25 protein-coding genes, 1 tRNA gene and 1 pseudogene are annotated in these 21804 nt (G+C 67.5%); 16 read left to right on the forward strand and 11 right to left on the reverse strand.

What is annotated here, in order from left to right; translation table 11 throughout:
- The first annotated feature begins 48 nt into the window (after positions 1 to 48).
- Both QUE33_RS11950 and QUE33_RS11955 read left to right on the forward strand, forming a co-directional pair.
- Positions 49 to 1272, forward strand: coding sequence for an MFS transporter (locus QUE33_RS11950; RefSeq protein WP_286300304.1), 1224 nt, complete (start codon positions 49 to 51; stop codon positions 1270 to 1272).
- 200 nt (positions 1273 to 1472) lie between these two features.
- Positions 1473 to 1931: a hypothetical protein gene (locus QUE33_RS11955; RefSeq protein ID WP_286300306.1), complete on the forward strand. Its 459-nt coding sequence runs from the start codon at positions 1473 to 1475 to the stop codon at positions 1929 to 1931.
- A gap of 49 nt (positions 1932 to 1980) precedes the next feature.
- On the opposite strand, the gene QUE33_RS11960 is transcribed toward QUE33_RS11955, so the two are convergent.
- Positions 1981 to 2475, reverse strand: a complete 495-nt coding sequence (locus tag QUE33_RS11960) for a hypothetical protein (RefSeq protein WP_286300308.1) — start codon at positions 2473 to 2475, stop codon at positions 1981 to 1983.
- 288 nt (positions 2476 to 2763) lie between these two features.
- On the opposite strand from QUE33_RS11960, the gene nucS reads away from it, so the two are divergent.
- Positions 2764 to 3459, forward strand: coding sequence for an endonuclease NucS (nucS, locus tag QUE33_RS11965; protein ID WP_286300310.1), 696 nt, complete (start codon positions 2764 to 2766; stop codon positions 3457 to 3459).
- Between the two features lie 167 nt (positions 3460 to 3626).
- The gene (locus QUE33_RS11970; protein ID WP_286300312.1) at positions 3627 to 4295 is read left to right on the forward strand and encodes an HAD hydrolase-like protein; all 669 of its coding nucleotides are present in this window, start codon (positions 3627 to 3629) and stop codon (positions 4293 to 4295) included.
- A gap of 95 nt (positions 4296 to 4390) precedes the next feature.
- Here the strand turns inward: QUE33_RS11970 and QUE33_RS11975 are convergent, their stop codons facing one another.
- A complete protein-coding gene (locus QUE33_RS11975) occupies positions 4391 to 4597 on the reverse strand; it encodes a cold-shock protein (protein ID WP_110555044.1) in 207 nt (68 codons plus the stop codon).
- Between the two features lie 756 nt (positions 4598 to 5353).
- Here QUE33_RS11975 and QUE33_RS11980 point away from each other — a divergent pair.
- Complete coding sequence (locus QUE33_RS11980) at positions 5354 to 5527, forward strand: CsbD family protein (RefSeq protein WP_286300315.1); 174 nt, start codon at positions 5354 to 5356, stop codon at positions 5525 to 5527.
- Positions 5528 to 5587: 60 nt separating this feature from the next.
- Positions 5588 to 6139 (forward strand): DUF7882 family protein, encoded by a 552-nt coding sequence (locus QUE33_RS11985; RefSeq protein ID WP_286300317.1) that lies wholly within the window; start codon positions 5588 to 5590, stop codon positions 6137 to 6139.
- Positions 6140 to 6300: 161 nt separating this feature from the next.
- Here the strand turns inward: QUE33_RS11985 and QUE33_RS11990 are convergent.
- A tRNA-Leu gene (locus QUE33_RS11990) sits at positions 6301 to 6385 on the reverse strand.
- Positions 6386 to 6628: 243 nt separating this feature from the next.
- Here QUE33_RS11990 and QUE33_RS11995 point away from each other — a divergent pair.
- The 7 genes from QUE33_RS11995 to pknB are packed head-to-tail and all read left to right on the forward strand — an operon-like array spanning position 6629 to position 15511.
- Positions 6629 to 7330 carry an FHA domain-containing protein gene (locus QUE33_RS11995; RefSeq protein WP_378762486.1) on the forward strand — a complete coding sequence of 234 codons (702 nt, stop codon included), beginning with the start codon at positions 6629 to 6631 and terminating at the stop codon, positions 7328 to 7330.
- Complete coding sequence (locus QUE33_RS12000; RefSeq protein ID WP_286300322.1) at positions 7327 to 7812, forward strand: FHA domain-containing protein FhaB/FipA; 486 nt, start codon at positions 7327 to 7329, stop codon at positions 7810 to 7812. Before QUE33_RS11995 ends, QUE33_RS12000 begins: the two co-directional genes overlap by 4 nt.
- A gap of 15 nt (positions 7813 to 7827) precedes the next feature.
- Entirely contained in the window at positions 7828 to 9159 is a 1332-nt protein-coding gene (locus tag QUE33_RS12005) for a PP2C family protein-serine/threonine phosphatase (RefSeq protein WP_286300324.1), read from the forward strand.
- Positions 9156 to 10538 (forward strand): FtsW/RodA/SpoVE family cell cycle protein, encoded by a 1383-nt coding sequence (locus QUE33_RS12010; protein ID WP_286300326.1) that lies wholly within the window; start codon positions 9156 to 9158, stop codon positions 10536 to 10538. The genes QUE33_RS12005 and QUE33_RS12010 overlap by 4 nt, the downstream gene beginning before the upstream one ends.
- A gap of 12 nt (positions 10539 to 10550) precedes the next feature.
- Entirely contained in the window at positions 10551 to 12002 is a 1452-nt protein-coding gene (locus QUE33_RS12015) for a peptidoglycan D,D-transpeptidase FtsI family protein (protein ID WP_286300328.1), read from the forward strand.
- Positions 11999 to 13762 (forward strand): protein kinase domain-containing protein, encoded by a 1764-nt coding sequence (locus QUE33_RS12020; RefSeq protein ID WP_286300330.1) that lies wholly within the window; start codon positions 11999 to 12001, stop codon positions 13760 to 13762. Before QUE33_RS12015 ends, QUE33_RS12020 begins: the two co-directional genes overlap by 4 nt.
- A 42-nt stretch (positions 13763 to 13804) precedes the next feature.
- A complete protein-coding gene (gene pknB, locus QUE33_RS12025) occupies positions 13805 to 15511 on the forward strand; it encodes a Stk1 family PASTA domain-containing Ser/Thr kinase (protein WP_378762491.1) in 1707 nt (568 codons plus the stop codon).
- On the opposite strand, the gene QUE33_RS12030 is transcribed toward pknB, so the two are convergent.
- From QUE33_RS12030 to QUE33_RS12040, 3 genes are read right to left on the reverse strand one after another with little or no spacing between them, the layout of a single operon-like run.
- Positions 15490 to 16098: an anthranilate synthase component II gene (locus QUE33_RS12030; protein WP_286300332.1), complete on the reverse strand. Its 609-nt coding sequence runs from the start codon at positions 16096 to 16098 to the stop codon at positions 15490 to 15492. The genes pknB and QUE33_RS12030 overlap by 22 nt on opposite strands.
- A complete protein-coding gene (locus QUE33_RS12035) occupies positions 16095 to 16250 on the reverse strand; it encodes a hypothetical protein (protein WP_286300334.1) in 156 nt (51 codons plus the stop codon). Before QUE33_RS12035 ends, QUE33_RS12030 begins: the two co-directional genes overlap by 4 nt.
- A gap of 11 nt (positions 16251 to 16261) precedes the next feature.
- A complete protein-coding gene (locus tag QUE33_RS12040) occupies positions 16262 to 17035 on the reverse strand; it encodes a class E sortase (protein WP_286300336.1) in 774 nt (257 codons plus the stop codon).
- A gap of 37 nt (positions 17036 to 17072) precedes the next feature.
- Between QUE33_RS12040 and QUE33_RS12045 the strand changes: the two are divergent.
- Positions 17073 to 17311, forward strand: a pseudogene (locus tag QUE33_RS12045) (cell division protein CrgA).
- 136 nt (positions 17312 to 17447) lie between these two features.
- On the opposite strand, the gene QUE33_RS16240 reads toward QUE33_RS12045, so the two are convergent.
- The 3 genes from QUE33_RS16240 to QUE33_RS12055 are packed head-to-tail and all read right to left on the reverse strand — an operon-like array spanning position 17448 to position 18910.
- On the reverse strand, positions 17448 to 17936 hold the full coding sequence (locus QUE33_RS16240) for a rhomboid family intramembrane serine protease (RefSeq protein WP_350226459.1): 489 nt from the start codon (positions 17934 to 17936) through the stop codon (positions 17448 to 17450).
- Positions 17888 to 18334 (reverse strand): hypothetical protein, encoded by a 447-nt coding sequence (locus QUE33_RS16245; protein WP_350226460.1) that lies wholly within the window; start codon positions 18332 to 18334, stop codon positions 17888 to 17890. Before QUE33_RS16245 ends, QUE33_RS16240 begins: the two co-directional genes overlap by 49 nt.
- A gap of 18 nt (positions 18335 to 18352) precedes the next feature.
- Positions 18353 to 18910: a peptidylprolyl isomerase gene (locus QUE33_RS12055; protein ID WP_286300337.1), complete on the reverse strand. Its 558-nt coding sequence runs from the start codon at positions 18908 to 18910 to the stop codon at positions 18353 to 18355.
- Between the two features lie 136 nt (positions 18911 to 19046).
- Here QUE33_RS12055 and QUE33_RS12060 point away from each other — a divergent pair, with 136 nt between their 5' ends.
- Together QUE33_RS12060 and QUE33_RS12065 are read left to right on the forward strand one after the other, a co-directional pair.
- Positions 19047 to 19541, forward strand: coding sequence for a DNA helicase (locus tag QUE33_RS12060; protein ID WP_286300338.1), 495 nt, complete (start codon positions 19047 to 19049; stop codon positions 19539 to 19541).
- Positions 19542 to 19543: 2 nt separating this feature from the next.
- A complete protein-coding gene (locus QUE33_RS12065) occupies positions 19544 to 20044 on the forward strand; it encodes an aminoacyl-tRNA deacylase (RefSeq protein WP_286300340.1) in 501 nt (166 codons plus the stop codon).
- 42 nt (positions 20045 to 20086) lie between these two features.
- Here QUE33_RS12065 and QUE33_RS12070 read toward each other — a convergent pair whose 3' ends face one another.
- Together QUE33_RS12070 and QUE33_RS12075 are read right to left on the reverse strand one after the other, a co-directional pair.
- Positions 20087 to 20509 carry an NUDIX hydrolase gene (locus QUE33_RS12070; RefSeq protein WP_286300342.1) on the reverse strand — a complete coding sequence of 141 codons (423 nt, stop codon included), beginning with the start codon at positions 20507 to 20509 and terminating at the stop codon, positions 20087 to 20089.
- Between the two features lie 25 nt (positions 20510 to 20534).
- Complete coding sequence (locus tag QUE33_RS12075; RefSeq protein ID WP_286300343.1) at positions 20535 to 21665, reverse strand: aminotransferase class V-fold PLP-dependent enzyme; 1131 nt, start codon at positions 21663 to 21665, stop codon at positions 20535 to 20537.
- Positions 21666 to 21804 lie beyond the last annotated feature (139 nt).

A 21804-nucleotide genomic window follows, 5' to 3' on the forward strand; every position in this document is an offset into this window, starting at 1 on the left:
AACCCGGCCGCGCGCGATCAGATCGAATCGATTCGATACACTGTTGCGATGGACACCGCGCTCTCCCGTTCGCAGTTCGTGCGCTGGCGCGCGGCGGTCTTCGCGATCTTCCTGGCCAGTGGCCTGTCGATCGCGACCTGGGCGTCCCGCGTGCCGGACATCGCCGGCTCGCTCGGCATCGACAAAGCGCAGATCGGACTGCTCCTGCTGGGCATGGGCATCTCGTCGATCATCGGCATCTCCACCGGGCCGCTCGTGATGGCGCGCACCGGCGCGCGTCTCGGAATGCTCATCATGATGCTGTCCTTCGGCGCCGGAGTATGCCTGATCGGCCTCGGGGCAGACCTGTTCGGCTCGATCCCGCTGGTGGTCGTCGGCATGGTGCTGTTCGGCTTCGGGAACGGGTCGGTCGACGTGATGATGAACGTCGAGGCCACGGCCATCGAGCAGCAGATGGGCCGAACCATCCTGCCGGTCTTCCACGCCTTCTTCAGCTTCGGCACCGTGCTCGGCGCGGGTGCCGGCTCGGCGGCAGCGCTTCTTCACCTGAACGTCGCCGCGCACGCGGGGATCATGAGCACCGTGATCGTGACCGCGGCGATCGTCTGCTTCTTCCAGGTGCCGGTGCGCGAAGCCGCCCTCGATCCGACGCCCGAGGTCAAGCCGCGCTTCCGCCAGCGCATGCACACCGCGCTGGAGGCCTGGCGCGAGCCGCGCACCTACGCGCTGGGCATCGTGATGCTCGGAATGTCCTTCGCAGAGGGCGGCGCGAACGACTGGATCGCGCTGGGCGTCGTGGAGGGCCACCAGCAACCGTCCGGGATGGGTGCGCTCGCCCTGGCCGTCTTCTCGGTCGGCATGACCGTCGTGCGGCTGTTCGGCGGTCCGTTGGTGGATCGCTTCGGCCGGGTCGGGGTGCTGCGCGTGCTCGCGCTGGCCGCGGCATCCGGCATCCTGCTGTTCATCCTCGGCCCGACCCTGCCGCTCGTGCTGCTCGGTGCCGCGCTGTGGGGGATCGGCGCATCGCTCGGCTTCCCGCTCGGCATGTCGGCCGCGGCCGACGATCCGGCCAAGGCGGCCGCGCGGGTCAGCGCCGCGGCGACCATCGGCTACGTCGCGTTCCTGGGCGGTCCGCCGATCCTCGGCATGATCAGCGAGCACGTCGGCCTGCTGAACACGCTGTTCATCCTCGTGGCGCTGGTGGTGATGTCGGGGCTGTTCTCCAGTGCGGCCCGTCCGCTGCGCGTCGGAGCACCGGTCACCACGAAGTAGGCTCATCGGCTGCACCTCGTCATCGCCGCTGCTCGGTCGAGGAGACCGGTCGGCTCAGCGCCGTGAGCGGATTGTGAGTGCCCCTTGTTAGCGTCGGCGCGCCGTCGAATACGGCTGAGTCGGCTGAGACAACAACGAGCGAGGAAGCAATGTTGACGAAAGAGATGCGGTGGTCGCGGCGATTGAGATACACCGCCGCTGTGAGTGGTGCGCTGGTACTGCTCTTGACGGGCTGCGGAGAGGACCAGACCCACGGCACCACAACGGTCGACGACATCCAGGGTTCGGTACCCACGGAGCGCGAAGAGGGCATCGAATCCGCGCAGATTTTCGTTGCTGCCTTTGAAGACGAAGGGTTGACGTGCGCGCCAGCGGACCGGCTCGGCTCGGGCGTCGTGGAGCAATTCACCTGTAAAGGTGAAGACCACCTTGTCATGACGATTCGTAACTTCGAAGACATCACCGCTCGCGATAAGCAGCTGGAGAAGGTTCAGGATCTGGCGTGCGAGATCGCTGATTCAGGCCAAGACATTCAGCGACTGTCAATCTCAGACACATGGATCTTGATGGCCGGAGGGGACCGCGACATCGACTTCGAGGTGTTCGGCAACGCCATGACGAGCCTCGGCCTCGAGTCGGAGGACTACACCTGTTCATGATGCGCCACGCAGGCACAAGCCGTCATCCGACAGCGCCGACGTAAACGGCTCAGCCGATCTCCACGAAGGTGATGTCCGTGGGTGGCTGGAAGATGGAGGCCGGTCCGTCATAGGCCTTGCAGTCGTGAGCGTTCTTGGTCAAGCGCTTCTGCAGTTCATCCCCACCGCCGTTGGTGACGTCCTCGCTCTTGATGGCCTTGCTCTCACTGGGCACTTTCCACGTGTACAGAAATCCATCGGTCGCCAGCATGTGCGACATTCTGCCGTCTGGCTGGGGGATGTCCCAGTAGATCGTGCCCCGATCCATATAGATGGTCGCCTCGGGAGGCACCTCGGCAGAGGGCGACAGCATCCTCAAGCCAGCGAGCTCTTGTTCGTCGTACGTGTAGCCGCACGTGATCGCCAGTTCCTTCATGAGACAGGACCGGCGACGCGTCTTCAGTGGCCGTGTCTCCATCGGGTGTCGTGTCCGCATCAGCTCCAGTACCTGATCCGGCACCGTTCTCGGCGCCAACATCAGTGGCGTCATCGACACCGCAAGCACTCAGCGCGAATGCAAGCCCCAGAGCCGTGACCGCAGCTGCCAGCGTTCGGGCGTGGAGGAGAAATGACATCGATTGATCCTTCGCATCGGGAAGACGACTCGGGAAGATGACTTGTGGAGGCGTGCCTTCACCGGGGATTAGATCAGAACCGGCTCACAGGTCACTCACACACCACAAGCTCGGGCCATGACACCCCAGGCGAGCGTGTCACGGGGGCCACCACGGGCACGCTGACAGCGAGTTCGTCATCCCGCGACGGGGAGTAGGTGTTCGGTAGGTTTGAGCAGATGAGACTTGTCATAGCCCGCTGCTCGGTCGACTACACCGGCCGGCTCAACGCCCATCTGCCGCTCGCCACGCGTCTGCTGGTGCACAAGGGCGACGGCAGCCTGCTCGTGCACTCGGACGGAGGCTCGTACAAGCCTCTGAACTGGATGAGCCCGCCGTGCACGCTCACGCCCGAGGAACCCGGCGAGGAGGAGTCGATCGCGGGCGTCGTCGAGGTGTGGCGCGTGACCCACAAGAAGACCGGCGATGCGCTGCGCGTGCAGATCTACGAGATCATCCACGACTCGAATCACGATCTCGGCATCGATCCGGGCCTGCAGAAGGACGGCGTCGAGGCCGACCTGCAGCGCCTGCTCGCCGAGCAGGTCGATCTGATCTGTGAGGGCGGCACCCTGGTGCGCCGCGAGTATCCGACTGCGATCGGCCCGGTCGACCTGATGATCCGGGATGCCGGGGGCGCGGCGATCGCGGTGGAGGTCAAGCGCCGCGGCGACATCGACGGGGTGGAGCAGCTCACCCGCTACCTGGAACTGCTGGGCCGCGACCCGCATCTGACGCCCATCACCGGCGTCTTCGCCGCCCAGGAGATCAAGCCGCAGGCTCGCGTGCTGGCCGAGGACCGCGGCATCCGCTGCGTCGTGCTCGACTACGAGGATATGAAGGGCGCCGAGTCGGGCGCTCCGCGCCTGTTCTGAGGCGTTCCGGCTGCGGCCCGTCCCCTTCCGCCCTCCGCCCGTTACAAAACGGGGGCCGACACGCCAGATGCAGGCCGTTTCCCGTGAATCCGTCCGACATCTGGCGTGTCGGCCCCCGAGGTGTCACCGTCGCGAGGGGGCGCGTGCCGGAGCCATAGGCTGGATGCATGCCCGTTTCGCCCTATTCCTGCATCCTCTGGGACGTCGACGGCACCATCGCCGACGCGTCGGCGGGCATTCTGCCGCGGCTGCGTCAGGTGTTCGCGTCGTTCGGGCTGCCGGATCCGGATGCCGAGGAGCTGTCGCTGTGGATCGGACCGCCGATGCACGAGTCGTTCCAGCTGCGTGCGGGTCTGGGCGAAGCGCAGGCCCATGAGGCCGTCGAACGGTATCGCGCGCTCGCGGCGGCCGACGGCTACGCGTCTTCGGTCAACATCTATCCCGGCGTTCCGGAGGTGCTGCGGGCGGTGCAGGATGCCGGCATTCCGCAGTCCACGGCCAGCACCAAGCCCGAGAACCAGGTGCGCGCGATCCTGGAGCACTACGAGCTGATGAGCATCTTCACCGCGATCTCAGGGGCACGGCCGGTTCCGGAGGGTCGCACCGACGGCAAGTCGTTCGTGATCGGCCAGGCGCTCGAGCGCCTGCGTGCTGCCGGCGTCGACACCTCACGCCCAGTGCTGATCGGCGATCGCCACCATGACGTCGAGGGCGCCGCCGAACACGGGATGCCGGTGATCTTCGTCAGCTGGGGCTTCGGCGAGCCCGGTGAAGCGGATGGTGCCGCATTCCTGGCATCCGATCCCGCCGACCTGCCCGCCCTGCTGCTCGGCTGACGATCAGCGAGCCCAGCAGCTCGCACTCGCCGCAAACGCAGAACTCCCCGGTGGATGCGGCAGCTGCCGCATCCACCGGGGAGTTCAAGCCCGCCTCAGAGAGGGCGGATGTTCTCAGCCTGCAGGCCTTTGGGGCCCTGCGCCACATCGAACTCGACGCGCTGGTTCTCGTCGAGTGAGCGGTAGCCGTTGGACTGGATGGCGGAGTAGTGCGCGAAAACGTCGGCGCCGCCGTCGTCAGGGGAGATGAAGCCGAAGCCCTTCTCCGAGTTGAACCACTTGACCGTGCCCTGGGTGCTCATTTACTGCCGTTCTGCTGATTGCTACGCCGACGCAGGACGCACCGACTGTCGCTAACGCTATCTCAGGCGACGCGCCCGGCAAGGGCCGAGACCAGATGGTGATCTAAATGTTGCAAGACGGCGCCGGCGAGACAAGCACGATGCCCGCCGAGGGCCGTACACACAGACCCAGAACACGAAGTTGGCCCTCACCGCGGGGGAGCGGTGAGGGCCGAAGACGACCGGAGGGTGCGTCAGATTTCAGCATACACAACTTCACAGACTTTTGTCCCCCATATGGGGGACATTTTCTCCATTCAGTGTCATCATGGAGCATGGCTATTCGAGCAGCGCGCTGGGGACTGCGCCAAGCGCTGGTGCCATCGCATGTGCGGACCACCGGATCACTGGGGAATCGCCGCCGCCCGATGTCGGCGAAGGCGATCCATCCGCCCCGCGCATGCAGCTCGAACCCTGGGGCAGCGCCGGTCGGGATCGAAGAGATCTCGACCCCTCAGGGGTAGCCCGAAAGCAGCGGTCCGGGACGGAGCGGTGGAGGGGCCGTTCCACCCCGGGCCGGTCTGCTGAACCGGCGTCGTCGCGCACGCCCGCCGGTATCGTCGCGCACGGGTCGGCATCCGTCGCGCACGGGTCGGCATCCGTCGTCCTTGATGCACTTCCGCACCGCTGTCAATCCCCTGGCGCAGGATTGGTCGCGATCGCAGACTGGCCTTTCGTAATCGGGGCGGTCCGCCGCCTCCTCACGAAGGGAGCGACATGGGAGCCATGGACGACGCCAAGCACAACGTCGAGAAGATGATGGGCAAGGCCAAAGAGGGCATCGGCGACATGACCGACAACGAGAAGCTCGAGGCAGAGGGCAAGCTCGACCAGGCCAAGGCCGAGGCCAAGAAGCTCGGCGATGACGTCAAGGACGCCTTCGAGAAGTAGAAGACACGCAGATCGACTCATCGCTGACAGCTCGCTTGCGAGCCCATGCAGCATCGACGGGTGCGCTGCTGGTTCCGGCTGGGGCTGCGGCGCACCCGTCTTCTCGAGGGAGGCCGGATGCCGGTGAGCACGCAATTCGGTGTGGAGGAGGAGTTCGTGCTGCTCGAGACGGCACGGGTGCGCACCGCCTCGACGCAGGCGGCACGTGCCGCGCCGCGTCGCCGCCTCCACCGATCCGGCTCCGACGGGCTTAAGGTGCCCAGTATGGGACGGCTCAGGTATGACGGCACGGCGGCACCGATCACGATCGACGATGCGACTCTCGCACATCTGAAGATCGTCATCGGCACCAAACTGCGCCGCAAGGAGAGCTTTCTGATGACCTGGGTGCGTCACGACGACAGCGACGACGCCAGGATCACCATCTGGGTGCATCCGGCGATCCCGCTGCAGTTCGGCTTCGACGATGCGGCGATGCCGGCCGTCGATCCGGATCAGGTCACGGCGATGATGGCGGCGTTGAACGCGAGCGGGGAACTCGTGCTGGACGAGTACACGTCAGCCCGGGCCAGCACCCGAACCCAGGCGGGCACCCGATCCGAAAGCCCCTGAGAGCCATACCTCTCGTGGCTCTGGCTGCGAGCTTCTCGAGTGCCAGCCTCACCGGGTTCCCGGCAGCCTTCCCCGCGGCCTGCGCGAACCCGATCGCCCACGCAACGAGACAGCCCCTCACCTGGATCATGAGATCCCTGGTGAGGGGCCATTTCATTCGTGTGCGCGAGGGGGACTTGAACCCCCACGCCCTTGCAGGCACTGGCACCTGAAGCCAGCGCGTCTACCTATTCCGCCACTCGCGCAGTCGTGTTCCTGAGAACTCAACCTGCCAAGGCTATCACGTGCACGCGCGTGCTTCGAACCCGGCCAGCACCTGGCATCCGCCCCTCGAGACTTCCTCTCCAGCACGAAACAACGTGCGTGCACGCACGTTTCATGCTGGAGAGGAAGTCTCACGCGCAGGAGACCGAAATTGCGACCGCTGAAGCGCATCTTCAGCGGGGCTGGCTACGATGGCCCTACCGGTCGGCATGCCAGAGGAACCTTGTGGGACTACTTGACAGCTTTGAGAAGGGTCTGGAACGCGCTGTGAACAGCGCCTTCGCCAAGACCTTCCGCAGCGGCATCCAGCCCGTGGAGATCGCCTCGGCGCTGCGGCGGGAGGCCGACACGAACGCGGCAGTGGTCAGCCGCGAGCGCATCATCACGCCCAGCGACTACCTGGTGCGGCTCAGCTCCGAGGATCACGAGCGGATGCTGGCGCTCGGCCATGCCCTGAACGACGAACTGTTCGCGCTGCTGACCGCACACGCCCGCACCCAGGGCTACAGCTTCGCCGGTCCGCTGCACATCTCCCTCGAGGCCGACCCGCACGTGGCCACCGGTACGGTGCGCGTGAACTCCTCAGCCGTGGAGAGCAGCGTCTCGTGGCAGGGCGTCATCGAGATCGACGGCAGGCAGCACACCCTGGCCAGTGCCCGCACGGTGATCGGCCGCGGCGGCGACGCCGACATCACCATCGCGGATGCCGGGTCCAGCCGGCGCCACGCCGAGATCCTCTGGGACGGCGAGCGTGCCATGCTGCGCGACCTCGGCTCCACCAACGGCACCAAGATCGACGACCAGAAGATCCGCGAGGCGGCGCTCGCGCCCGGCACGTCCTTCACCATCGGGCGCACCCGGCTGATCTTCCGCGTCGTGCCCGTCTCGAATCCCTCGGCCGGAACCCAACGGGAGGTGCGTCGATGAGTGAGCTCGTGCTGCTCGTGCTGCGCATCGGCTTCCTGGTGCTGCTGTGGTTCTTCGTCTTCGCCGTGGTGTACTCGCTGCGCGCCGATCTGTTCGGCGTCCGCGTGCGCAAGATGCCCGCCGCCGAGGTGCCCGCACCGGCCCCGGTGCACCAGGCGCCGCGTCCCAGCAGCCCCTCGGCCGAGGTCGCCACCCGGCTGGTGATCACCTCGGGGCCGAAGGTGGGCCTGGAAGTGCCGCTCGGCGGTGCCGACTCGATGTCGATCGGGCGCTCCAGCGAATCCGGGCTCGTCATCCGCGACGACTACACCTCCAGCCATCACGCCCGGCTCTCCAAGCGGGGCGACATCTGGACCCTGCAGGACCTCGGCTCCACGAACGGCACGTTCCTGAACGGTCAGCGGCTGAGCGACAAGCCCGTGCAGGTGCAGATCGGCACGCCCGTCAAGGTGGGTTCCACGACGTTCGAGCTGCGAGCGTAAGGGCTCCGCGTCCAGATGGTCTTCGAGGGCTCGAGCGCCGCGATCTCCCACACCGGCAAGGTGCGCTCCAACAACCAGGACTCCGGATACTCCGGGGCGAACCTGTTCGTCGTCGCCGACGGCATGGGCGGTCACGCCGGCGGCGATGTCGCCTCGTCGCTCACGATCGGGCGGATGGAGGCGCTCGATCAGGCCTACGCGTCCACCGACGACGCGCAGGCCACCCTGCAGGCCGCAGCGACCACAGCGGCCGCCGATCTGGTGCGCGCCTCGAAGGAGCGTCCCGAGCTGGCGGGCCTGGGCACCACGCTCAGCGCGATCGTCATGGTCGACGATCATGCCGTGATCGGCCACATCGGCGACTCGCGCATCTATCTGTACCGCGACGACGCCCTCACCCAGATCACCACCGATCACACCTTCGTGCAGCGCCTGGTCGACTCCGGGCGCATCACGCTCGAAGAGGCGCGCTACCATCCGCGTCGCTCGGTGCTGATGCGCGTGCTCAGCGACATGGACATCGCGCCGGATCTGGACATGTTCGTCATGCCCACCCGCCCCGGTGACCGCTGGCTGCTGTGCTCGGACGGGCTCACCGGCGTGGTCGACGACCCGCACATCGAGAAGGCGATGCGCCAGGGCCTCGCCCCCGGCCGCACGGCCGACATCCTGCTCAAGCAGGCCCTCGACGGCGGCGCACCCGACAACGTCACGATGGTGCTCGTCGACGTGGGCGGCGCGCATCCGCTCTCCTCCGGCACCCCGACCGTCGTGGGCGCGGCATCCAACCCGGCCGACCTGCCGATGCCGGCGCCGCGCTCCTCGCTGACCGGATGGCTGCATCCGGTTCTTCAGGCGGCCAACGAGCCGAGCCATTTCGAGCCCGACTCCGACTACTTCGAGGAGATCATCGAAGAGGACCGGCGCCGGCGCACCCGCCGCCGCATCGCGTGGCTGGCGGGGCTCCTGGTGGCGCTGCTCGCATTGGTGGGAGCCGGCTTCCTCGCCTACAACTGGACCCAGACCCGCTACTTCGTCGGCGCGGACGACGACAGCGTGGTGATCTACCGCGGCGTGCAGCAGGATCTCGGCCCGATCAAGCTCTCCACCGAGGTGAAGGACACCTTCATCCTGCTGGCCGATCTGCCCTCGTACCAGCGTGCGTCGGTCGAGCGCACCATCAACGCCCGATCCCTCGCTGATGCCGTCGCCATCACCGAGCGCCTGCGGGTCAGCGCTCTCCCGCCCGTCCCGGTTCCCATTCCCACACCCGAGCCGACTCCGCAGACCACGCCGACGACTCCGACGCCGACGGCCCCGACATCGACGGAGGTGCCGACACCATGACCGACGTCACCGCCGACACCAGCGTCCTGAAGGCGCTGAAGAGGATCCGGATGCCGCAGAAGCAGCGCAACCGGGAGTTCTGGCTGCTGCTGTTCGCCATCGCCATCGCCGGCGGCGCGCTCACCCTGGTGCAGCTGGGTGCGCTGCACGCCATCGACCCGATGATCCTCGTGATCGGCGGGGGACTGGCTGTGCTCGCCTTCGCCGTGCACGTGGTGCTGCGCGTGGTGGCATCGGATGCCGATCCCTTCGTGCTGCCGATCGCGACGGCGCTCACCGGGCTGGGCATCGCGATGATCTACCGCATCGACATCGCCAAGCAGCTCTCGGGCTGGCCGGCGTTCTCGAACAAGCAGCTGGCCTGGACGGCGATCTCGCTCGCCGGCGTCATCGCCCTGGTCATCGCGCTGCGCAACTATCGCGTGCTCTACCGCTTCACCTACCTCTCGGGCCTGGCCGGCATCGTGCTGCTCGTGCTGCCGTTCATCCCGGGCCTGAAGGCCAAGGGCGCCACGGCCGATGTCTGGGTGTCGATCCCCGGACTCATCTCCTTCCAGCCGGGCGAGCTGGCCAAGATCTGCCTGGCGATCTTCTTCGCCGGCTACCTGGTGCGCACCCGCGAGAGCCTGAGCTCGGTGGGCCGCAGGTTCCTCGGGATGACGTGGCCGCGCATGCGCGAGCTCGGCCCGGTGCTCGTGGTGTGGCTGCTATCGCTGCTGATCATCGTCACCCAGCGCGACCTCGGCACCGGCGTGCTGATCTTCGGCATGTTCATCGCCATGCTGTACGTCGCCACAGGCAAGACCAGCTGGGTACTGATCGGCCTCGTCGGCGTCGGTGCGGGCGCGTTCCTGGCCACCCGCGTGCTGGCGTACGTGCAGCGGCGGTTCACCAACTGGCTGGACGCGTTCAACCCCGACATCATCAGCGCGAACGGCGGCAGCTATCAGCTGGTCGAGGGGATCTTCGGGCTGGCGCACGGCGGGCTCATCGGCACCGGCTGGGGTCAGGGTCGCCCGCAGATCACGCCGCTGGCAGCCAGCGACTACATCATCCCAAGCCTGGGCGAAGAGCTCGGCATCGTCGGGCTGTTCGCCATCCTGTGCCTGTACATGGTGTTCATCAGCCGCGGCCTGCGCATCGGGCTCGCCGGCCAGGACGACTTCGGCAAGCTGCTCGCCACCGGCCTGTCGTTCACGATCGCGCTGCAGGTGTTCATCATGGTCGGCGGCGTCACCCGGGTGATCCCGCTGACCGGGCTGACCACGCCCTTCCTCGCCGCCGGCGGCTCGTCGCTGGTGGCCAACTGGCTCATCGTCGGGCTGCTGCTGCGCATCAGCGACGGCGTGCGCCGCCAGCCCAGAGTCGTGATCGGATGAGGTGGTGATCGGATGACCAAAGAGCTGAGAAGGCTGAGTTTCGTGGTGCTGGCGATGTTCCTGTCGCTGTTCGTCGCGACCAGCTGGATCCAGGTGGTGGATGCCGACAACCTCGCACAGAACCCCGCGAACACGCGCACCCGCCTGGACAGCTACCAGATCCAGCGCGGGTCGATCCTCGTCGACGACTCGGCGATCGTCACCTCGGTGCCGGCCGGCGATCGCTATCAGTATCAGCGGGTGTACACGGATGCCGAGATGTGGGCGCCCGTGACCGGATACTTCAACCCGGCACTGCAGTCGTCGACCGGAATCGAGTCGGCGCTGAACGCCGAACTGTCCGGCACCGGGTCGAACGCCTTCTTCGCCGAGATCGAGCGCATCCTCACCGGCCAGCCACAGCAGGGGCTGAGCGTCGAGCTCACCCTCAGCGCCAAAGCACAGCGCGCCGCCTGGGACGCCCTGCAGGGTCTGCAGGGCGCCGTGGTCGCGATCGAGCCGTCCACCGGCCGCATCCTGGCGATGGCATCCACCCCCGGCTTCGACACGAACACGCTCGCCGCGCACAACTCCGCCGCTGTCGACGCCGAGCACGATCGACTCGTCGCCGACCCGACAAAGCCGCTGTACAACCGGGCGATCGCGGGAAATCTCAACCCTCCCGGCTCGACCTTCAAGCTCGTCGTCGCCACCGCCGCCCTGGAGTCCGGCGACTGGACACTCGAATCGACCCTGCCGAACCCGGCCACTTACACGCCCCCCACCGGCAGGCCGATCTCCAACGCGTGGAACGGCACCTGCGGCGAGGGCGAGACCACCACGATCGCCGAAGCGCTGCGCCGCAGCTGCAACATCCCCATGGCCGAGCTGGCCGTCGAGCTGGGCGACAAGGCGATCCGCGAGACGGCCGAGAAGTACGGGTTCAACAGCGAGTTCGAGATCCCGCTCAAGGTCACGCCATCCAGCTACCCGTCGGGCCTCGACGGCCCGCAGACCGCCCTGACCGGCTTCGGCCAGGGTCGGGTGACCGCCACGCCCCTGCAGATGGCGATGGTGGCCGCGGGGATCGCCAATGACGGAGCGGTCATGAAGCCGCGGATGGTGGATTCCGTGATCGCCGACGATCTCACCGTTCACCAGCAGTTCACCGATGAGGCGTTCGATCAGGTGCTGACCGCCGCCCAGGCGCAGGCGCTCGGATCGGTGATGGTGCAGGGGGTCAGTTCCGGAGCGGCGACGGGTGCAAGAATAGACGGCGTCGATGTTGCCGGAAAGACGGGGACCGCTCAGAACGGCGATAACCCGTACTCGCTGTGGTTCACAGGTTTCGCACCGGCGGAGAATCCGCAGGTCGCGGTGGCAGTCGTCGTCGAAGACGGCGGTGGAAGAGGTCAGTCGGGTTCCGGCAACGGCATAGCGGCTCCGATTGCGAAGAAAGTCATAGAGGCGGTGCTGGGCAGATGAGGCCGACGCAGGGTGTGTCGTTCGGAGGACGCTACGAGCTGCAGTCGCGGATCGCGATCGGCGGCATGGGCGAGGTGTGGGAGGCGACGGATCACGTCATCGGACGCACGGTCGCCATCAAGATCCTCAAAGACGAGTACATGGGGGATCCGGGCTTCCTGGAGCGTTTCCGCGCCGAGGCGCGCCACGCGGCCCTGGTCAATCACGAGGGCATCGCCAGCGTTTTCGACTACGGCGAGGAGAACGGCTCCGCGTTCCTCGTGATGGAGCTCGTGCCCGGTGAGGCGCTGTCGACGATCCTCGAGCGCGACGGTGCGCTGAGTGCCGACAAGACCCTCGACATCGTCGCGCAGACCGCATCCGCGCTGCAGGCCGCGCACGCCGCGGGCCTGGTGCACCGCGACATCAAGCCGGGCAATCTGCTGATCACACCCGACGGGCGCGTGAAGATCACCGACTTCGGCATCGCCCGCATCGCCGACCAGGTGCCGCTGACCGCGACCGGTCAGGTGATGGGCACAGTGCAGTACCTCTCGCCGGAGCAGGCCTCAGGTCATGCGGCATCGCCCGCGACAGACGTGTACTCGCTGGGCATCGTCGCGTACGAATGCCTGGCCGGCAAGCGCCCGTTCACGGGCGAATCGCAGGTGGCCATCGCGATGGCGCAGATCAACGAGCAGCCTCCGCCGCTGCCGGCGACGGTGCCGACTCCGGTGCAGAACCTGGTCATGGCGATGATCGCCAAAAAGCCCGCCGACCGCCCCTCGTCGGCGGCGACGGTGTCGCGCGCCGCACAGGCACTGCGACGAGGCGACCTGAACTCGGCGGCGATCGCCGTGCCCGCCATCGCGGGAGCCGGTGTGGCGGATGCCGATGACGCCACCCGCATCCTCACCGGGATGGACGACGGCGCCGCCACGCGCATCCTGCCGACCACCGCGCAGCTGCCCACCGAGCAGTCCGCCGCCGAGGAGCCGGTGCAGAAGAAGAAGCGCAGCCCGTGGACGTGGCCGCTGATCGCACTGATCGCACTGCTGGTGATCGCCCTCGGCGGCACCCTGCTGAGCCTGTTCCTCAACCAGGACGACAACGGCCCGGTAGAGAAGACATCGAGTTCGGCGCCGCCGGTCACCCCGGACAACACCCCGACCGAGGACGCACCCACGCCGGTCGACGTGAACGCGCTCGGCCTGGAGGGGATGACCTGCGAAGAGGCGACCGCCATCCTCACCGAGAACGGCCTGGAGCCCGACTGCCAGCCGGGGAACCCGGCGGAGACCGAGGCGGAGCAGGGCAAGATCTACGAGGTGCTCGACAGCGGCAACCAGACGCCGCCGGCGACCATCCGGGTCAAGTACTACGCCGACCAGGTCGCGATCGAGGCCCCGTTGACTCCGCCCAGCATCCCCGGCGTCGTGACCGAGGGCCAGGAGGCCACCGTCAACTGGAACGTCTATACCTGCCCGTCGGGAACCGCTCCGCTCAACGCCTACGAGGTGACGCTGACGAACGCGACGTTCAAGGCGGATCCGACCAAGACCGTGATGAGCTTCACACCGGGCGACGGTTCCCAGGTGATCATCGTCGATGAGGGCTCGGCGGGCAAGGCCGTGACCGCGACCTATCGGGCCTTCTGCGGTGACCGTCCGTCCGACATGTCCGGATCGGGCACCTCGACGACGATCCAGCCTGCGGAAGCCGATCCCGAAGGCGACGATGATGCTTCCCCTCCCGCCGATCAGTCAGGAAACGACGGGTAGTCTGACTGCAGACTTCGAGAATCATCCAGGGGGAGACGAGACGTGTCGACAGAGCCGCGTATTCTCGCCGACCGCTATCGCGTTGACGAAGTGATCGGCCAGGGCGGCATGGCCCGGGTGCACCGCGGCTACGATCTGACTCTCGGCCGCGAAGTCGCGATCAAGATCCTCGACCCCGAACTGGCGCGTGACACCGCGTTCCGCACCCGCTTCCGGCTGGAGGCGCAGGCGGCTTCGCGCATGTCGCATCCGTCGATCGTGCGCGTCTTCGACGCAGGGGATCCCGCGGCGGGCTCCGGACAGGCGGGCGCCCAGGGCGATGAGCCGTACATCGTCATGGAGCTCGTGCAGGGCACGCTGCTGAAGGACATCATCGCTGCCGGCCCGCTGTCGGTCGAGGACGCAGTGCGCTACACAGACGGCATCCTCGAGGCACTGGACTACTCGCACCGCGCGGGTGTGGTGCACCGCGACATCAAACCGGGCAACGTGATGATCACCGAGACCGGCTCGGTCAAGGTGATGGACTTCGGCATCGCCCGCGCCGTCTCGGACTCGTCGTCGACGGTCGCCGAGACGACGCAGATCATCGGCACCGCCGCCTACTTCTCACCGGAGCAGGCCAAGGGCGAGTCGGTCGACTCGCGCACCGACCTGTACTCCGCCGGTGTCGTGCTGTACGAGATGCTCACCGCCCGTCAGCCGTTCCGCGGTGACTCGCCGGTCGCGGTCGCCTATCAGCACGTCAGCGAGACGCCGACGCCGCCGTCGGAGGTGAACGAAGAGCTGCCGCGATCGCTGGATGCCATCGTGCTGCGCGCTCTCGCCAAGGATCCGTACCAGCGCTTTCCGGACGCAGGGTCCTTCCGGGCGGCGCTGCAGGAGGCCACCTCGGGTGCGGCGCCCACGAAGAAGCAGATCGGTGCGCTCACCAGCGAGCTGTACGGCCCGAATCCCCGTCAGGCGCAGGAGACGGCCCGCTCGCTGCGCCAGCTGAGCACCGACACCACCATGACGCGCACCCAGTCGGGTCCTCCGGTCGCCTGGATCTGGGCGGGGGTAGCGCTGCTGGCCGTCCTGCTGATCTCGGTGCTGTTCTGGGTGGTCAGCCTGTCGATGCGGCCGCCCACGGTGCCGACCACGACGGTGACGGTGCCGAATCTCGTCGGATTGACGCTGGATCAGGCCAAGAGCAAGCTGAAAGAGGTCGAGCTCCCCGCCGACGTGCGCCACGAGTCCAATGCGGAGATCGAGGAGGATCATGTGATCCGCTCGCTGCCCAATACCGGCGCAAAGGTGTCGAAGGGCGAGTCGATCATCGTCTACGTGTCGATCGGCGCCGACACGATCAAGATGCCGGTGATCGAGGGCCTCTCGCAGGATGCCGCGAAGAAGGTGCTCAAGGACGCCGGGCTCGAGCTCGGCACGATCGAGCAGACCAACGATCCGCGCGCCGCCGCCGGCACCGTGCTGCACTCCAGCCAGGAGGCCGGCGAGCAGGTCACCCCGGGGACGACGGTGAACCTGGTGGTCGCCAACGGCAAGGTCACCATCAAGGACATGACCGGCTTCACGGTCAACGCAGCGACGAAAGAGCTCGAGGCGCTGGCGCTGACCGCAGCCCCCAACGAGCTGGGGCCGTGCGCCGAAGGGCAGGCCCCGAACACCGTGCTCTCGATGAGCGTCTCGCCCGGTGAGGTGCCGATCCTCTCGACCGTGGGGCTGAGCTACTGCGTGGCGGGGGAGTGAACTGATCCCACGCCCGCCAGCCAGTTGCCGAGCAGGCGATGGCCGCTCTCGGTGAGCACGCTCTCGGGATGGAACTGCACGCCGACGATCGGCAGGCTCTCATGGGCGATGGCCATGATCGTGCCCTGCTCGGCGCGAGCCGTGACCGTCAGCTCGGCCGGCAGGTGCGCCTCGACGAGGGCAAGTGAGTGGTACCGTCCGGCCGAGAACGGCGAGCGGATGCCGTCGAACAGTGCCGACCCGTCGTGGCTGACCTGCGACACCATGCCGTGCATCAGCTCGGGCGCCCTGGCCACCGTGCCGCCGAACGCCTCGCCGATGGCCTGGTGTCCCAAGCAGACGCCGATCAGCGGCATCCGTCTCTCCGCCGCCAGGCGCACCACCTCGAGTGATGCCCCGGCATCGGCGGGCGTGCCGGGGCCGGGGGAGATCATGACGCCATCATGCGTGTCCAGCATCCGACGCAGCGACGCGATCCCGGCATCCGCCTCGACCATCGTCACCTCGGCACCGAGCTCGACCAGATAGCCGATCAGCGTGTGCACGAAGCTGTCGTGGTTGTCCACAACCAGCACGCGCACGCTCATTCCAGGTCGACCTCAGCCGGCGATACGATCGGGCTCACCCACGGGAACACGTAGAAGAACAGCGCATAGAGCACCGCGGTCAGCAGCGCCAGGAGGATGATCAGGCGCACCCACCACGGACCGGGCAGCAGGCGCCAGAGTGCGGCATACATCCAGGGTCTCCTCAGAGTGATGGCGGGGCGACGTCGACGTGGGCGAGGGACGCCGGTGGCCCTTCGGACCGCGGCTGGAAGCCCTCGAAGACACCGTAGGCGACGATGCGCTCGGCGAGCGAGTACAACGGGGAGCACGCGGTCATGGTGATGTACCGCTCGCCGGTCTGCAGCTCGGGCATCTGCGGCACATCCAGCAGCACGTCGACCCGGGTGGGCTTGACGTACTCCAGGGTGCGGAACCGGTAGGTGTACCAGCCGTCGGGCGTCTCGATGACGATCGCATCGTTCAGCCTCAGCTTGTCGATCTTGTTGAACGGCTTGCCCCAGGTGGTGCGATGCGCGGCGAGTGCGAAGTTGCCGACCTCACCGGGCATCTTCGACTGCGTGTACAGGCCGATGCCGATGTGGTCGAGGGTGCGTGCGCGCGTGGTGCCTCCGGCGATGTCCTTGATGTAGTCGTCACCGAAGCGCGGGATGCGCATGACGGCGAACTTCTCGGCATCCGCCGGATGCGGCAGGATCGGCGGCTCGTAGTAGGTGGTGCCGTCGGGCTCCTCGACCAGAGGCGGCGGCTCGGGCACCGGGGCCTGGGCCCACTGCTGCACGACCTCGGCGCCTTCGGCGTTCTTCTGCGCGTCGATGATGATGTCGCCGACCCACATCTGCCAGACCACGAACAGCAGCACCAGCACACCGGCGGTGAGCAGCAGCTCGCCGAGCACGCTGGCGACGGTCGCCCTGGGTCGACGACGCGGACGCCGGGACGACGCGAGAGCATGCATGAGAGGAAGTCTATTCGTCCCCGCTAGACTGAACCGCATGGCACGATCCCGCGTACCCGAAGAGCCCGTCGACCGTCCGGAGAGCGACGAGGCCGCACCCAACGCCGTCTGGTTCAAGCCCGTCATGGTCGGCTTCATGCTGCTGGGGCTCGTCTGGATCCTGGTGTACTACATCTCGGAGTCGCGGTACCCGATTCCCGGCCTAGGGGCTGGAACCTGGGCATCGGCCTGGGCATCGCGCTGATCGGCTTCCTGATGACCACGCGTTGGCGCTGACCGTCAGCATCCGCAGTTCTTCGAAGGCCCCTCACCTGCAGTGAGGGGCCTTCGAGTTATCCACAGGGTTCTCCACAACTGGGGAGAATTACACACGTGTTATTCACATGGGGAGAAGGCTGTCGACAACCTCTGATCAGCCCAGGATCAGCGCCGGCGGCACGAACGCGACGACGACGAGCAGCAGCACCGTGAGCGCCGCCAGCAGCACCATCTGCCAGATCCGCTGCTCACGGCGTCTGGTGCGCGTGTAGATGAAGGCGATGATCGCGCCGACCACGACACCGCCGAGGTGGGCCTGCCAGGAGATGCCGCCGACGACGACGCCGAAGACGAAGTTGATCACCAGGATGACGAGGATGCCGGTGACGTTCGCACCGACATGCCTGCCGATGATCAGCAGCGCGGCCATCATCCCGAACAGCGCGCCGGAGGCGCCGACCGTGGCGGCACCCGGATCGAGGATCGCGACGGCGACCGAGCCGCCCAGCCCACTGATCAGGTACAGCGCCAGATAGCGGCCGCGGCCGAGCATCGGCTCGAGGATCTGGCCCAGCATCCACAGCGCGAGCATGTTCAGCGCGAGGTGGATGAACCCGCCGTGCACGAAGAGCACGGTGAGCATGCGCCAGGGCTCGAACGGCGCACCCGAGAGATCGGGGTAGAGGTAGGCGGCCCGGAACCACAGCTGGACGGTGATCTGGCCGCCGATGCCGGGAAGCGCTGCAGCAGGCCGATCGCCGAGGTGATCGCCAGCAGGACGTAGGTCACCATCGGGCGGCCGCTGCGGCCGGCCATCGCGACCGCGCCGCCACCCCACCTGCGGTTCGCGTGCTTCTGCGCAGGGGACTGCGCTTTGCGCTGCGCCTTCATGCACTCCGGGCAGATGACCCCCACCGGCCCCTGGGTCTGGCACTCCGGGCAGATGGTGCGCATGCAGCGCTGGCAGAGCACGAAGCTCTGCCGACCCGGATGCCGGTAGCAGAAGTTGTCTCGATTGCTCGCGAATTCTGGCGTGGTCATCCGGATCGGCTCGTGCTCTCAGGCCTTGACGATGTCGATCGACTGCAGCACGACCGGCTCGACCGGACGGTCGCCGGCGGCGGTGGGAACGGCCGAGATGGCGTCGACGACGGCCTTGGAGGCGTCATCCGCGACGGCACCGAAGATGGTGTGCTTGCCCTGCAGCCACGGCGTCGGGTCGGTGGTGATGAAGAACTGCGAGCCGTTGGTGCCCTCGGCCTTGCCGGTGATGGCGTTGCGACGCAGGCCGGCGTTGGCCATGGCGAGGATGTAGGGCTCGTTGAAGTTCAGTTCGGGGTGGATCTCGTCGTTGAAGTTGTAACCGGGTCCGCCGACGCCCTGCCCGAGCGGATCGCCGCCCTGGATCATGAAGTTGGGGATGATGCGGTGGAAGATGACGTCCTTGTACAGCGGGCCCTCGCCGGGCTTTCCGGTGGCGGGATCCATCCAGTCCTTGGTGCCGTCGGCCAGGCCGACGAAGTTCGCGACGGTGTTCGGGGCGTGATCGCCGTACAGATCGATGACGATGTCGCCGTGGTTGGTGTGCAGGGTTGCGACGTGAGAAGCATGAGGCATGGTCATATTCTCGCAGAGGGTCACTATGCGAGTGCAGATAGTGGCACAACTTCTGCGTCTTCGCCAGATCCCTGCTGGCATCCAGCCTCGTCTGGCAAGATGAGACACTACGAACTCCGACCGACGGGAGAGCAACGTGAACCTCAGCCGCAAGCGCAAGAAGGAACTCCGCAAGCTTCAGGACAATGCCACGCAGCTGTGGGAGGCGCAGCAGGAGCTCGTCGGCCACGCCGCCGATGTCGCCCGCGAGGCGGGTCGGCAGCTGGGTCACTTCAATCGCGAGCAGGTGGTTCCTGTCGTGCAGGACACCTACAACCGCCGCGTCGCCCCGACCGTCGACCGCGGGCTGAAGATCGGCAAGCAGGTCGTCGACGACAAGGTCGTGCCCGTGGTGGGCGGCGTCGTGGGCACTGCCCTGTCGGCCTGGGATGTCGCCAACGCCAAGCGCAGCAAGCTGATGCACGGTGTCGCTCCGGCACCGAAGAAGAAGAGCCTGGGCCTGGGCTCGGTCGTCGCGATCGTGCTCGGCGCCGCCGCCGCGATCGGCGTGGTGGTCGCCGCCTGGCAGGCTCTGCGCGCGGATGACGAGCTGTGGGTGGCGGACGATCCGCTGTCCACCCCGAACGCCTGAGCATGACCGCAAGCCCTGCACAGGGCGAAGCGCACGAGCGGGTGCGCGCCGCAGCATCCGCCCGCGGCCTCGAGATCGAGATCCGGGAGCGGCCTGCGGCGCGCAGCCTGCCCGAAGCCGCCGCGCTTCTCGGGCTGCAGCCGGCGGACATCGTCAAGACCCTGGTCGTGAAGCGCTCCGACGACTCATATCTGTTCGCGCTGGTGCCCGGTGGCCGCGCGATCTCGTGGCCGAAGCTGCGCACCGTGGTCGGAGTGAACAGACTGCGCCTTCCCGAACCCGAGCTCGCACTGGCGGCCACGGGATACGAGCGCGGCACGATCGTGCCGATCGGCAGCACCACCGACTGGCCGATCTACGCCGACGAGTCGATCATCGGGCGCCGCGTCGCGATGGGCGCCGGTGCGCACGGATACAGTCTGTTCGTCGACGCCGACGCCCTCATCCGTGCCTACGATGCCACCGTCGCGGACATCTCGGTGCCCGAGGGGGCCCGAGGCTGACGCGGCAAGCACTCCGCACCATCCCAGGCGGCTCCGGCCGTCTCAGAGGATCCCGGCCATGCGCAGCGCGATTCCGACGAGCTTGACCCGGGGCAGGTCGGCGATCTCGTCGCGCGTGAACCAGGCGGCCATGTCGGTGGATCCGTTCTTCTCGAAGCGAAGCGCCCCGCCGGTGATCCGGCCGCGGTAGACGATGCGCAGCGTGTGCAGGGGCGCCGACGCCGCGCCCACGCGCCGTGAGGCGGGGATGACGCGGGAATGGATGCCGAGCAGCTCGGTCGTCTCGATCTGGTATCCGGTCTCCTCGCGCAGCTCTCGCCGCACGGCGACCTCGGGGTCCTCGCCGTCTTCGAGCCCGCCACCCGGCATCGTCCACGCGACGCGACGCCCCGTGGTCCAGCGGGCGAGCAGCACGCGGTCGTCATCATCGGTGACGACGGCATAGGCGGCGACGCGCAGGTCCATGACCTCACACTAGTGCGAGCATCCGTCACGCCCCCATCGCGTCGAGCGCCGTCGCCAGCCGGGCGACGGTGCCGTCGACATCGCCGAGTTTGTCGAGCCCGAACAGCCCCATCCGGAATGTGGAGAATGACTCGTGTTCGCCGCAGTGCAGCGGCACGCCGGCGGCGACCTGCACGCCCTGCTCTTTGAAACGGGCCCCGGTGCGCAGCCCTTCATCGGCGGTGTGCACCACGACCACGCTGGGGGCGGCGAAGGCCGATGCGGCGACGGAGGGCAGGCCGCGCTCGGCGAGCAGGGCCCGCACGCGCGTCCCGAGCTCGACCTGTGCATCGCGGAGGGCCCCCAGGCCGCGCTCGCGGGTCTCGATCATCTGCTCGAGGTTGCGGGCGATCGAGTCGGTGGGCATGGTCGCGTGATAGCCGGCCCGGCCGTCGCGATAGCCGTCCGAGATGGCCAGCCAGCGGTTCAGGTCCAACGCGAAGCTGGTGGATGCGCCGGATGCCACGGCATCTCGTCCCCGCTCGCTGAGCATGACGTACCCGACGCCGGGGGTGCCGCTCCAACCCTTCTGCGGCGCGCTGAGCAGCACGTCGACCTGCAGCTCGCGCATGTCGACCCACATCGCGCCGGAGGCGATGCAGTCCAACACCAGCACACCGCCCACCTCGTGCACGGCGTCGGCGAGCGCGCGCACGTAGTCGTCGGGAAGCAGGATGCCGGCGGCCGTCTCGACGTGCGGCGCGAAGACGACCGCGGGACGTTCGGCGCGGATCGTCGCGGTCACCTCGTCGATGGGAGCCGGGCTCCATGCTGCCTGCGGCCCGTCGCCGTCGGGCCGGGCGGCGCAGACCGTGACGGCGGATGCCATGGATCCGGCCTCGAGGATCTGCGACCAGCGGTACGAGAACAGGCCGTTGCGCACCACGAGCACCGTCCTGGCTGTGGCGAGCTGGCGAGCGACCGACTCCATGGCGTAGCTTCCGCCGCCGTTGATCACCACAGCGCTGTCGGCGCCATAGGTCTCGCGCAGGATGGCGAGCGTCTGCTGCATCACGTCGACGAAGCGCGCCGACATGTGGTTGAGGGAGCGGTCGGTGAAGACCACCGAGTACTCCAGCAGTCCGTCGGGGTCGATGTCGTCGTGAGGAAGGCTCATGCCTCCAGCGTGGCACTGTGCGGCCATTTCGGTAACCGGCTTCCACACCGCGGAACGAGTTCGTGCGGCACGCGTCTGTGTTCTCGCCGCTCGCGGGTCGCAGATCGCGGCCTCCCCGCACGCGAAGCCACCATATGGG

It is taken from the genome of Microbacterium suwonense (assembly GCF_030296555.1).
GTDB lineage: Bacteria > Actinomycetota > Actinomycetes > Actinomycetales > Microbacteriaceae > Microbacterium > Microbacterium suwonense.

What these genes read in the sequence shown, in the direction of transcription:
- QUE33_RS16240 (WP_350226459.1), bottom strand. Translation starts at nt 17,936, where the DNA reads ATGCTCACCGTGCTCTTCGTGCACGGCGGGTTCATCCACCTCGCGCTG.
- QUE33_RS11950 (WP_286300304.1), top strand. Translation starts at nt 49, where the DNA reads ATGGACACCGCGCTCTCCCGTTCGCAGTTCGTGCGCTGGCGCGCGGCG.
- QUE33_RS12020 (WP_286300330.1), top strand. Translation starts at nt 11,999, where the DNA reads ATGAGGCCGACGCAGGGTGTGTCGTTCGGAGGACGCTACGAGCTGCAG.
- QUE33_RS11970 (WP_286300312.1), top strand. Translation starts at nt 3,627, where the DNA reads ATGCCCGTTTCGCCCTATTCCTGCATCCTCTGGGACGTCGACGGCACC.
- QUE33_RS11975 (WP_110555044.1), bottom strand. Translation starts at nt 4,597, where the DNA reads ATGAGCACCCAGGGCACGGTCAAGTGGTTCAACTCGGAGAAGGGCTTC.
- QUE33_RS12055 (WP_286300337.1), bottom strand. Translation starts at nt 18,910, where the DNA reads ATGCCTCATGCTTCTCACGTCGCAACCCTGCACACCAACCACGGCGAC.
- QUE33_RS12005 (WP_286300324.1), top strand. Translation starts at nt 7,828, where the DNA reads ATGGTCTTCGAGGGCTCGAGCGCCGCGATCTCCCACACCGGCAAGGTG.
- QUE33_RS12000 (WP_286300322.1), top strand. Translation starts at nt 7,327, where the DNA reads ATGAGTGAGCTCGTGCTGCTCGTGCTGCGCATCGGCTTCCTGGTGCTG.
- QUE33_RS12035 (WP_286300334.1), bottom strand. Translation starts at nt 16,250, where the DNA reads ATGTATGCCGCACTCTGGCGCCTGCTGCCCGGTCCGTGGTGGGTGCGC.
- QUE33_RS12015 (WP_286300328.1), top strand. Translation starts at nt 10,551, where the DNA reads ATGACCAAAGAGCTGAGAAGGCTGAGTTTCGTGGTGCTGGCGATGTTC.
- nucS (WP_286300310.1), top strand. Translation starts at nt 2,764, where the DNA reads ATGAGACTTGTCATAGCCCGCTGCTCGGTCGACTACACCGGCCGGCTC.
- QUE33_RS16245 (WP_350226460.1), bottom strand. Translation starts at nt 18,334, where the DNA reads ATGACCACGCCAGAATTCGCGAGCAATCGAGACAACTTCTGCTACCGG.
- QUE33_RS12075 (WP_286300343.1), bottom strand. Translation starts at nt 21,665, where the DNA reads ATGAGCCTTCCTCACGACGACATCGACCCCGACGGACTGCTGGAGTAC.
- QUE33_RS12010 (WP_286300326.1), top strand. Translation starts at nt 9,156, where the DNA reads ATGACCGACGTCACCGCCGACACCAGCGTCCTGAAGGCGCTGAAGAGG.
- QUE33_RS12030 (WP_286300332.1), bottom strand. Translation starts at nt 16,098, where the DNA reads ATGAGCGTGCGCGTGCTGGTTGTGGACAACCACGACAGCTTCGTGCAC.
- QUE33_RS11980 (WP_286300315.1), top strand. Translation starts at nt 5,354, where the DNA reads ATGGGAGCCATGGACGACGCCAAGCACAACGTCGAGAAGATGATGGGC.
- QUE33_RS12040 (WP_286300336.1), bottom strand. Translation starts at nt 17,035, where the DNA reads ATGCATGCTCTCGCGTCGTCCCGGCGTCCGCGTCGTCGACCCAGGGCG.
- QUE33_RS12065 (WP_286300340.1), top strand. Translation starts at nt 19,544, where the DNA reads ATGACCGCAAGCCCTGCACAGGGCGAAGCGCACGAGCGGGTGCGCGCC.
- QUE33_RS12070 (WP_286300342.1), bottom strand. Translation starts at nt 20,509, where the DNA reads ATGGACCTGCGCGTCGCCGCCTATGCCGTCGTCACCGATGATGACGAC.